The organism is Lactiplantibacillus herbarum, from assembly GCF_001039045.1.
In the GTDB taxonomy this organism is placed as follows: domain Bacteria; phylum Bacillota; class Bacilli; order Lactobacillales; family Lactobacillaceae; genus Lactiplantibacillus; species Lactiplantibacillus herbarum.
Map to the genome: position 1 here is coordinate 1 of NZ_LFEE01000001.1, position 9363 is coordinate 9363.

The 9363-nt window shown below is 46.8% G+C and carries 7 protein-coding genes; 3 read left to right on the top strand and 4 right to left on the bottom strand.

Annotation, left to right across the window (positions count from 1 at the left end):
- Positions 1-77 precede the first annotated feature (77 nt).
- Positions 78-1079, top strand: coding sequence for a LacI family DNA-binding transcriptional regulator (locus tag ACG95_RS00005; protein ID WP_047998516.1), 1002 nt, complete (start codon positions 78-80; stop codon positions 1077-1079).
- A gap of 94 nt (positions 1080-1173) precedes the next feature.
- Here ACG95_RS00005 and ACG95_RS00010 read toward each other — a convergent pair whose 3' ends face one another.
- The 4 genes from ACG95_RS00010 to ACG95_RS00025 all read right to left on the bottom strand — a co-directional run bounded on the left by ACG95_RS00010 (position 1174) and on the right by ACG95_RS00025 (position 6038).
- The gene (locus ACG95_RS00010) at positions 1174-2175 is read right to left on the bottom strand and encodes a LacI family DNA-binding transcriptional regulator (RefSeq protein ID WP_047998517.1); all 1002 of its coding nucleotides are present in this window, start codon (positions 2173-2175) and stop codon (positions 1174-1176) included.
- A gap of 182 nt (positions 2176-2357) precedes the next feature.
- On the bottom strand, positions 2358-3821 hold the full coding sequence (locus ACG95_RS00015) for a UDP-glucose--hexose-1-phosphate uridylyltransferase (protein WP_047998518.1): 1464 nt from the start codon (positions 3819-3821) through the stop codon (positions 2358-2360).
- Entirely contained in the window at positions 3821-4825 is a 1005-nt protein-coding gene (gene galE, locus ACG95_RS00020) for a UDP-glucose 4-epimerase GalE (protein ID WP_047998519.1), read from the bottom strand. The genes ACG95_RS00015 and galE overlap by 1 nt, the downstream gene beginning before the upstream one ends.
- A gap of 49 nt (positions 4826-4874) precedes the next feature.
- Positions 4875-6038: a galactokinase gene (locus ACG95_RS00025; protein ID WP_047998520.1), complete on the bottom strand. Its 1164-nt coding sequence runs from the start codon at positions 6036-6038 to the stop codon at positions 4875-4877.
- Positions 6039-6310: 272 nt separating this feature from the next.
- On the opposite strand from ACG95_RS00025, the gene ACG95_RS00030 reads away from it, so the two are divergent.
- Positions 6311-8188, top strand: a complete 1878-nt coding sequence (locus tag ACG95_RS00030; protein ID WP_047998521.1) for a glycoside hydrolase family 2 TIM barrel-domain containing protein — start codon at positions 6311-6313, stop codon at positions 8186-8188.
- Complete coding sequence (locus ACG95_RS00035; RefSeq protein ID WP_047998522.1) at positions 8175-9134, top strand: beta-galactosidase small subunit; 960 nt, start codon at positions 8175-8177, stop codon at positions 9132-9134. The genes ACG95_RS00030 and ACG95_RS00035 overlap by 14 nt, the downstream gene beginning before the upstream one ends.
- Positions 9135-9363: the final 229 nt, after the last annotated feature.

Consider the following 9363-nt stretch of genomic DNA (forward strand, 5'->3'; position numbering starts at 1 on the left):
ACCAACACTTTCATTGAGTAATTAACTTTCCAACTCTAGTTACTTAATATCCCGACTCAAGATAGGAGGACCCCGTCATGACCACTATTCGCGAAATTGCCGCCAAAGCTGGTTACTCGCCAGCAACAGTTTCACGACTACTCAATAACGATCCAACCTTTTCAATCTCGGACCACGCTCGCAAGAAGATTCTGCAAACTGCGCAGAACCTCAACTACGAGCAGCCTAATACGACACACGGATTAACTTACCAAGTCGCCGTTGTTTTTGCCGTCCAACCACAGAAGGAACTGGGCGACATTTATTTCAGCAATCTCCGCCAGAGCTTAGCTGAGCACGGTGATCAGGCTAATCTAGCGCTGACCTTTTACTCCAGCGTTGATCAAATCCCAGACGACATTGCCGGTGTCATGGCCGTCGGTGAATTCGATGCCGCCGCTTTAGCTCGGTTACGTTCGTTAACGCCACACCGTGTGTTTGTTGATTCCAACCCGGATCCACACCATTTCAACTCGGTTCAACCCAACCTGCAGGCCATCACTGAACAAGCTATTGATCAGTTGATTGCTGCGGGTGACACCCCGATTGGTTTAATCAACGGCGGTTACTGGGACAATGATCAGCAGGTGACGCATCATCAAGATCCACGTCAGAAATACTTCGAAAGTCGCTTGCGAGAACTACAGTTATTCGATCCCCGTTTCATGTTTATCGGCGGTGAGTTCTCCGTTGCTAGCGGGTACGCGCTCGGCAAACGCGTCGTTGAATCATTAGCCACCCAAGCACTACCTAAGGGCTTTTTGATTGGTTCTGATCCGTTAGCAGTCGGCGTCTTGCAAGCGTTTAACGAAAATAAAATCACGGTGCCCACCGACACCGCGATCATCAGTATTAACGATATTGATATTGCGCGTTACGTTGCGCCGCCACTCACCACGTTCCATATCGACACGGATGACCTTGCCTCCCAGGCTATCAGTACCTTAAAGGACGCGATCATCTTCGACCGAACACAGAAACGAATGGTGCTCGTGGATGCCAAGCTGGTCTATCGGAAAAGCTTTCCTCAGGTGAACTAGTTTGCATAAAACAATTAATCGTACTGGAATAAAGTATCAATAATGATCCAAAAATAAAATCAGCGTTGGCGGTAAACAACCACCAACGCTGATTTTATTTCGTGCTATCCCGCTCCACCAGCGTCGTTCCCAACTCCACTCGTTGAGCTGCGCGCCGATTGGTTTGAAAACGATTGACCAATAAATCAACTGCCGTACTGCCCATCAACTCAGTTTCCACGTTCACCGAGCTGATCTCCGGATAAACGTATTCAGCTAACGTGGTGTTATTGAAGCTAAACAGCTTAACACGCTGAGGAACTGCTATTTCGGCCTGCTGTAACGCTTTAAGTGCGCCCGCCGCCATTGGATCGTTGGCAATGAAGAACGCCCGTGGCAGCCGCTCACCTAGCCTTGCAATCGCCCGTTTCATCATCAGATAACCTGACTGACTCGTGTAATCACCGGCAAAGACGAACTCTGGTTGATAAGCGTGATGCTGTTCCAAGGCTTGTTGAAAGCTTTGTTGGCGCTGATTGGGTACTTCAACAACCTGATCAGTTGACCACTCCTGCCCATAGATCATCCCAATTCCTTGAATCCCACGTTGCCAAAAATAGTCTACAACTCGACTCGTTGCAACGGTAAAGTCCGTCACAACACTGTCAAAACCAGCTGCAAATTGGTCATCGTCGACAAAAACCAACTGATCTGACAACTCGCTCAACGCCTGTACTTGCGACGGGCTGAATTTACCAATTGCAATCACCGCGTCAATGTCGTCACCGACTTGATCCAACTCATTTTGAAAGATACTGGTCGTCGTAAAGCCACAGTCCTGCGCCTGACTTTCAATTCCACGCCGAATCGCTAAATAGTACAGATCATCGTGTTCCTTAGACTCCGAATACCATTGAACGACCGCAATATTTTTGCGCATCAGCGCCTTCACATCACGACGCTTGCGCTTGTTGTACTGCAAGTCCGAGGCAATCGTAAAGATGCGCTGACGGGTCTGATCACTCACCGACAACGTTTGATCATAGTTCAACACCCGTGAAACGGTGGCCAATGACACCTCCGCTCGCTGGGCAATATCCTTTAATGTGACTGCCATAACGTCCAATCCTCCCCAATAAAAAAACGTGGCCTAAATGGTTTTGCCCCACGACGACGTAACTAGCTTGGTAGCCTTAAAATCTGGCCGACCGTGCTAATACCCGTAGTAGCAACCATTAGTCCACGTTCTCAAACATATTTATTCTTTGTTATGTGCTATTTGTTGATCAAATGACTGTATTAGCCGTTAATCGTTGCGACGAAGCGGTCAAAGGCTGCTTCACCGGCTGCGTCCCACTTGAAGACCCCAGCATCAGCTAAGACCCGGGCAAAGACGTTACCAACTGCCGTGTGAACGACTTGGGTTGCGTTTGCTTCCGTAATCTCTTGGCTAGCCTTCAACTGATCAGCCCAAGGTTGGTGCATCGCAACCATTTCGTTTGGTTGATCCAGCATGTACTTCGCTACTTCAGCCAATTCAGTCTTCAAACGAGCTGGTAAGATGGCTCGGCCCATGACTTCGATCAAACCGATATTTTCCTTCTTGATATGTTGCACATCCTGGTGTGGATGGAAAATACCATCTGGGAATTCAGCAGACGTCTGGTTATCGCGTAAAACGATATCCATGACATAATCGTCACCGACTTTACGCGCAATTGGCGTGGTCGTGTGATGACGAGTACCGTCAGTATAAGCTCGCACGTCGACACTTTCGTCAGAGTAATTAATACAAGTATCGTGGATTTTAACCGCAGCATCCGTCAACGCTACAATGTCCTTACTCGTCAAACGAATAGTCGACATTGGCCACTTAACGATACCAGCTTGAACACCTTCAACACCCAAGTCAATTGGCCGAGCAATCGGTGCCTTCATCATTGGAAAACTGTGCCGACCACCCTGATAGTGTTCATGAGTCAGCATTGAGCCACCAACGATTGGCAAGTCCGCATTACTGCCCACGAAGTAATGTGGTAACTGCTTCACAATTTCAAGCAAGTTAGTAAAGGTTTGCCGGTTGATCACCATTGGACGGTGTACTTCATCCAAGAAGATCGAATGTTCGTTAAAGTAAGCATATGGGGAGTATTGGAAGCCCCACGTTTCGCCACCTAGCATCAATCGAATGACTCGGTGATTGCTACGAGCTGGGTAACCTAAACGACCTTTGTAACCTTCATTTTGCATACATAATTGGCACAATGGATAGCCATCTTCAGGTTGGTCACGAGCGGCCGCAATCGCCTTAGGATCCTTTTCAGGTTTCGAGAGGTTAATGGTGATCTCTAAGTCACCAAAGTCCGTCTTAGCTGGAAAGACCACGTTTTTAGCAATCGCACGCGTCTTGATATAGTCGTTATCCTTGCTCAACTTGAAGAAGTCGTCCGTCGCCGTTGCGGGGCTAACTTGGTACTTGTCCCAGAAACGTTGATTCATAGCAGAAGGTAATGGTGTCACAAGGTCCAATAACTGATCCGCTAAGATGTCGCGGTCGGACTGACCGTCTTCAATCTGACCATTTTGAATAGCCGTTTGAACTAAGGCGTCAACTAGGCTAACAACTTGATCATCAGCAGCGGCTACGGATTGGCCTTCACCGACTAAACCTAAGATCCGGTTGTGTACGTAGATTCGATCCAGTTCGGTATATTGCGAAGGCGAAGCGATGACCGCCGTCACAAATTGTTCTAAACTCGTCATTATGCTTGGCCTCCCCGATCGTCATAGCCAGCTGGATGGGTCTGTTTCCAGTTCCAAGCTGTCTTGATAATTTCTTTAACATCATCATACTGTGGTTCCCAGCCTAACACCTTGCGAGCCTTATCACTGGCTGCAATCAACGTGCTAGGATCACCAGCGCGGCGAGGTGCCGCTTTGGCTGGAATTGGTTGTCCAGTTACTTCGCGGGCAGCATCAACCATCTGTTGGTTTGAGAAACCGGTTGAAGAACCGAGGTTGAATGCTTCGCTATCATTGCCCTGCTTGAGGTATTCCAAAGCTAAGATATGTGCGTCGGCGAGGTCAATAACATGGACATAGTCGCGGACATTCGTCCCGTCTGGCGTTGGGTAGTCGTTACCAAAGATCTGTAACTGATCACGTTCACCGGCAGCCACTTGTAAGATAATTGGAACTAAGTGACTTTCAGGATGGTGATCTTCACCGATACTACCATCTGGCTTAGCGCCAGCCACGTTGAAGTAACGTAACGCTACGAACTTGATGCCGTAAGCAATATCTGACCAGTGCATGATCTTTTCCATTGCTAACTTACTTTCGCCATAAGGATTCGTTGGAACTTGGGGGTCAGTTTCCTTGATTGGCACTTGTTTAGGTTCACCATACGTTGCCGCGGTCGACGAGAAGACGATCCGTTTAACGTCATGTTTAGTCATCACTTCAAGCAAGTTGACCATGCCGGCCGTATTGTTGTCGAAGTACTTCAATGGATCTTTCATTGATTCGGGAACTACTGAGAAAGCTGCGAAATGAATGACACCTTCAATGTTTTCCTGGTCAAATACGCTGTCCATGAACGCCGTATCCCGGAGATCACCTTCGTAAAAACGCGCTTGATCGTTAACAGCTGCACGATGTCCCGTTACTAAATTATCAATTACCGCAACGTCGTACCCCTTTTCAATCAACCGATCAACAGCGTGTGAACCGATGTAACCAGCACCACCTAAAACTAAAACTGCCATTCTAATTTCCTCCTCAATATATCTCAATTCTCTTATTTATGCGTTTAAATTAAAGTTCTTTAGGACCGTCTGAAATTTCAGCAATGTAGAAGTCTGCGTCGTAACCGATCGTATCGCGATAAACTTTACCGACGTTTTCCTTGAAGGCGTCGACTTTGTCCTTTTCAACGATGGCAATACCACAACCACCGAAACCGGCACCAGTCATCCGGGCGCCTAAGACACCGGGTTGTTTCCATGCCGTTTCAGCTAAGGTATCTAATTCCTTACCCGTAACTTCATAGTCAAAGTGTAATGAAACGTGTGAAGCGGTAACTAATTCACCAAAGGTCTTTAAGTCGTCTTTAGCTAAGGCCGTTGTTGCACGGATTGCACGTTGGTTTTCGAAGACAGCGTGACGAGCACGCTTGATCAAAGTTTCATCGTTGATCAAGTAAGCAGCTTCGTCAAATTGGTCATTCGTTAAGTCGCCAAGTGACTTGATATCTAACTTCGTTTGTAAACGACGTAAGGCTTCTTCACATTCTGAGCGACGTTCGTTGTACTTAGAATCAGCTAATTCGCGGCGTTTGTTAGTATTCATAATCACGATAACGTGGTTGCCTAACTTAACGGGTGCGTATGAGTAATCCATCGTGTTGGTATCAAGTAAAATTGCTTGATCCTTTTTACCCATTCCAACAGCGAATTGATCCATGATACCGGAGTTAACACCGACATAGTTGTTTTCACATTTTTGACCTAATTTAACGAGGTCTAATTGGCTAATGCCGAGGTCGAAGCCGGTGTTCAATACGATCCCAGTCAATAATTCGATAGAAGCTGATGAAGATAAACCAGCACCATCTGGCATGTTGCCATGAACGTAGAGGTCAAAACCATGATCGAACTTAACACCAGTCTTAACAATTTCGTCCATCATACCTTTTGGATAGTTCGTCCAGCCGGCAGCCTTGTCATAGCTCAAGTCGTTAATATCGAAAGTAACGACGCCAGCATCAGGAATGTTAGCAGAGTACATCCGAACCGTTGTATCTTCGCGTGGTGCGTAAACACCGTATGTCCCAATGGTGATAGCACATGGGAAGACGTGGCCACCGTTGTAGTCGGTATGTTCACCGATTAAGTTGATTCGGCCAGGTGAGAAAAAGACGTGTTCTGGTTGAGCGTCAAATACTGATGTAAATTCTTGTTTTAAGTCGTTAGCATTCATGATGTTAGCCTCCGTAAATTGTTTTACTAAAATTTTATTAACTTGACTATAATGCTTTTACTCATCCTTGTCAACAGCTACACAGCAAAAATGGTAACGCTTTACATTTCAACCTTGTTTTAAGTTATTTTGTGCTTAATCACGGCTGACTACCAATAGTATATTTACTATTTAGTTAAATTTTAACTAAAACACCGTATACAAACCGACGTATTTGTTTTATCATCTTCTTGTAAGCGTTTTATATTCGCTATTTTGAAAGGAGCTTCGTCATGCAAGCTGATCTTAAATGGTTGGACGACCCCGAAGTCTTTCGGGTCAACCAACTACCAGCACATAGTGATCATCACTATTATCACGATACCGATGAATTAACCTCAGGTAGTCGCTTCGTTAAGTCTCTGAACGGTACTTGGCGCTTTAATTTTGCTAAGACTCCGGCAGAACGACCACTTGATTTCTTTAAAACTGATTTTGATAGTCGCAATTTTGATACTATTCAGGTCCCCGGCCATATCGAACTCGCCGGTTACGGCCAAATTCAATACATTAATACGTTATATCCATGGGAGGGCCAAATTTTCCGCCGCCCACCATACACACTGAACAGCGACCAATTAGAAGCCGGCCTTTTCAGCGATGCAACTGACAACACGGTCGGGTCATACCTCAAAACCTTTGACCTCAACGATACTTTCAAAGATCAACGTGTCATTATCCAATTCCAAGGGGTTGAAGAAGCCCTCTACGTTTGGTTAAACGGCCACTTTGTTGGTTACGCCGAGGATAGTTTCACACCATCTGAATTCGACCTGACACCTTACCTACAAGATACGGATAACCTGTTAGCTGTTCGAGTTTACAAACGTAGTACGGCCGCCTTCATCGAAGATCAGGATATGTTCCGCTTCTCCGGAATCTTCCGCGACGTTAACTTAATGGCGTTACCCGCTACTCACATCGTGGACTTAGACATCCAACCAGTCGTTACCAACGATTATAAAGATGGCATTTTAAACGTCAGCACCAAACTCTCCGGCCCTGCCGCAACCCTCGAATTGAAGGTTACCGACAACGACGGCAGCGTCCTTGCTACTCAAACTCAGACTGGCGCTGATCAAGTGACATTCGACACTTTGTCGATGGTTGACATTGAACTCTGGTCACCACAAGCACCTAACCTGTATAACCTCACAATTGACGTTTACAGCGCAGATAATCAGTTATTAGAAGTCGTACCATATCAATTCGGGTTCCGCCAAGTTGAATTACGTGACGACAAGGTCATCTACGTCAATAACGAACGACTCATCATCAACGGTGTTAACCGCCATGAATGGAACGCGCGCACCGGCCGCGTCATCACCATAGCCCACATGCAAGCCGACGTTCAAACAATGTTGGACAACAACATCAACGCCGATCGGACTTGCCACTACCCTGACCAATTACCTTGGTACAGCCTATGTGACCAAGCTGGTATCTATTTGATGGCTGAAAACAACTTAGAGTCACACGGCTCGTGGCAAAAGATGGGCGCGATCGAACCTTCTTACAACGTTCCTGGCGACAATCCACATTGGTTGGAAGCTGTCCTTGACCGGGCCCGTTCTAATTACGAATGGTTCAAGAATCACCCTTCAATTATTTTCTGGTCACTCGGTAACGAATCCTACGCTGGTGAAGATATCGCCGCTATGAACGCCTTTTACAAGGAACATGACGATTCACGACTAGTTCATTATGAAGGGGTTGTTCACACGCCTGAACTCAAAGATCGCATCTCTGACGTTGAAAGTCGGATGTACGAAACGCCTGATAACATCGCGGCCTACTTGGATGACAATCCAGCTAAGCCGTTCATCGACTGCGAATACATGCACGACATGGGTAACTCACTGGGTGGCATGAGCTCGTATAACGATCTCATCGATAAATACCCAATGTATCAAGGTGGCTTCATCTGGGACTTCATCGATCAGGCCCTCTTCGTTCACGACTCGATCAGCAATCAGGAGGTTTTACGCTACGGTGGCGACTTTGATGAACGTCATTCCGATTACGAATTCTCCGGCGATGGCTTGCTCTTCGCCGATCGGACACCAAAGCCAGCAATGCAGGAGGTGAAATATTACTATGGCTTACACTAGTAATCAGTTACACGTCGTATACGGCGATGGTAGTTTAGGTCTCGGTGGTACGAACTTCCACTACCTCTTCAGTTACGAACGCGGTGGTCTTGAATCGCTAGTCGTTAACAGCAAGGAATGGCTCTACCGCACGCCAACGCCACTATTCTGGCGCGCAACCACCGATAACGATCACGGTAATGGTTTTTCTGTCAAATCCGCACAGTGGTACGCGGCTGACCGATTCGCAACCTGCCAAGACATTCAACTGACGGTTGACGACCAGGTCGTTTCGCCATTACCAATTGCACCACTGAACAACCGTTATACCAATCACGAAGTGGCGGATAAGGTGAGTTTAGCTTACCAATTCGTTACCACGACGATTCCAAGCACCACGGTCACGATCACTTATACTGTCACCTCAGACGGTATGATCAACGTGGCAACTCACTATGCCGGCCAAGCTGATTTACCAGAATTACCTGCATTCGGCTTGCGTTTCGTGATGCCAACCGCCGCAACTGGCTTTGATTACACCGGCTTATCTGGTGAAACTTATCCAGACCGTATGGCCGGCGCAACCAAAGGACAGTTCCACGTGGACGGCCTACCCGTTACACCATACTTGGTCCCACAGGAATGTGGCATGCACATGCAGGCGGAAGCCGTGACGGTGACCCGTTCAGCAACGCAAAATAACGCTGATCGTCAGAACACACCGTTCAGCTTGAGTTTTAGCCAAGTTGATGGCCCATTCGCTTTCAGTTGCCTACCATACACGGCCGCTGAATTAGAAAACGCCACTCACATGGAAGAATTACCGCTTGAACGACGGACCGTCCTCTCAATCTACGGTGCCGTTCGTGGTGTCGGTGGTATCGACAGTTGGGGCGCTGAGGTTGAAAAACCTTACCGCATCCCTGCTGACAAGGATATCGATTTCAGTTTTAACATTCATTTCTAGTTTAATTACAGACAAAAACATCGGACCTGAGTTAATGCTCGGGCCCGATGTTTTTTATTTACTAATCTAATTTTTCGTTTCTGCATATTTGCAGCTGAAACAACTGCTATATCAGTGTTTAATTGCTTAGAAATCAGCTCCAATGCTCCACCAGCCATACAAACTAACATTTATAATGCTTATCATCAGTATCAACCAGTCTAGCCGGAGGTGGGTAGTACTAGCGGTG

What these genes read in the sequence shown, in the direction of transcription:
- ACG95_RS00005 (WP_047998516.1), top strand. Translation starts at nt 78, where the DNA reads ATGACCACTATTCGCGAAATTGCCGCCAAAGCTGGTTACTCGCCAGCA.
- ACG95_RS00010 (WP_047998517.1), bottom strand. Translation starts at nt 2,175, where the DNA reads ATGGCAGTCACATTAAAGGATATTGCCCAGCGAGCGGAGGTGTCATTG.
- ACG95_RS00015 (WP_047998518.1), bottom strand. Translation starts at nt 3,821, where the DNA reads ATGACGAGTTTAGAACAATTTGTGACGGCGGTCATCGCTTCGCCTTCG.
- galE (WP_047998519.1), bottom strand. Translation starts at nt 4,825, where the DNA reads ATGGCAGTTTTAGTTTTAGGTGGTGCTGGTTACATCGGTTCACACGCT.
- ACG95_RS00025 (WP_047998520.1), bottom strand. Translation starts at nt 6,038, where the DNA reads ATGAATGCTAACGACTTAAAACAAGAATTTACATCAGTATTTGACGCT.
- ACG95_RS00030 (WP_047998521.1), top strand. Translation starts at nt 6,311, where the DNA reads ATGCAAGCTGATCTTAAATGGTTGGACGACCCCGAAGTCTTTCGGGTC.
- ACG95_RS00035 (WP_047998522.1), top strand. Translation starts at nt 8,175, where the DNA reads ATGGCTTACACTAGTAATCAGTTACACGTCGTATACGGCGATGGTAGT.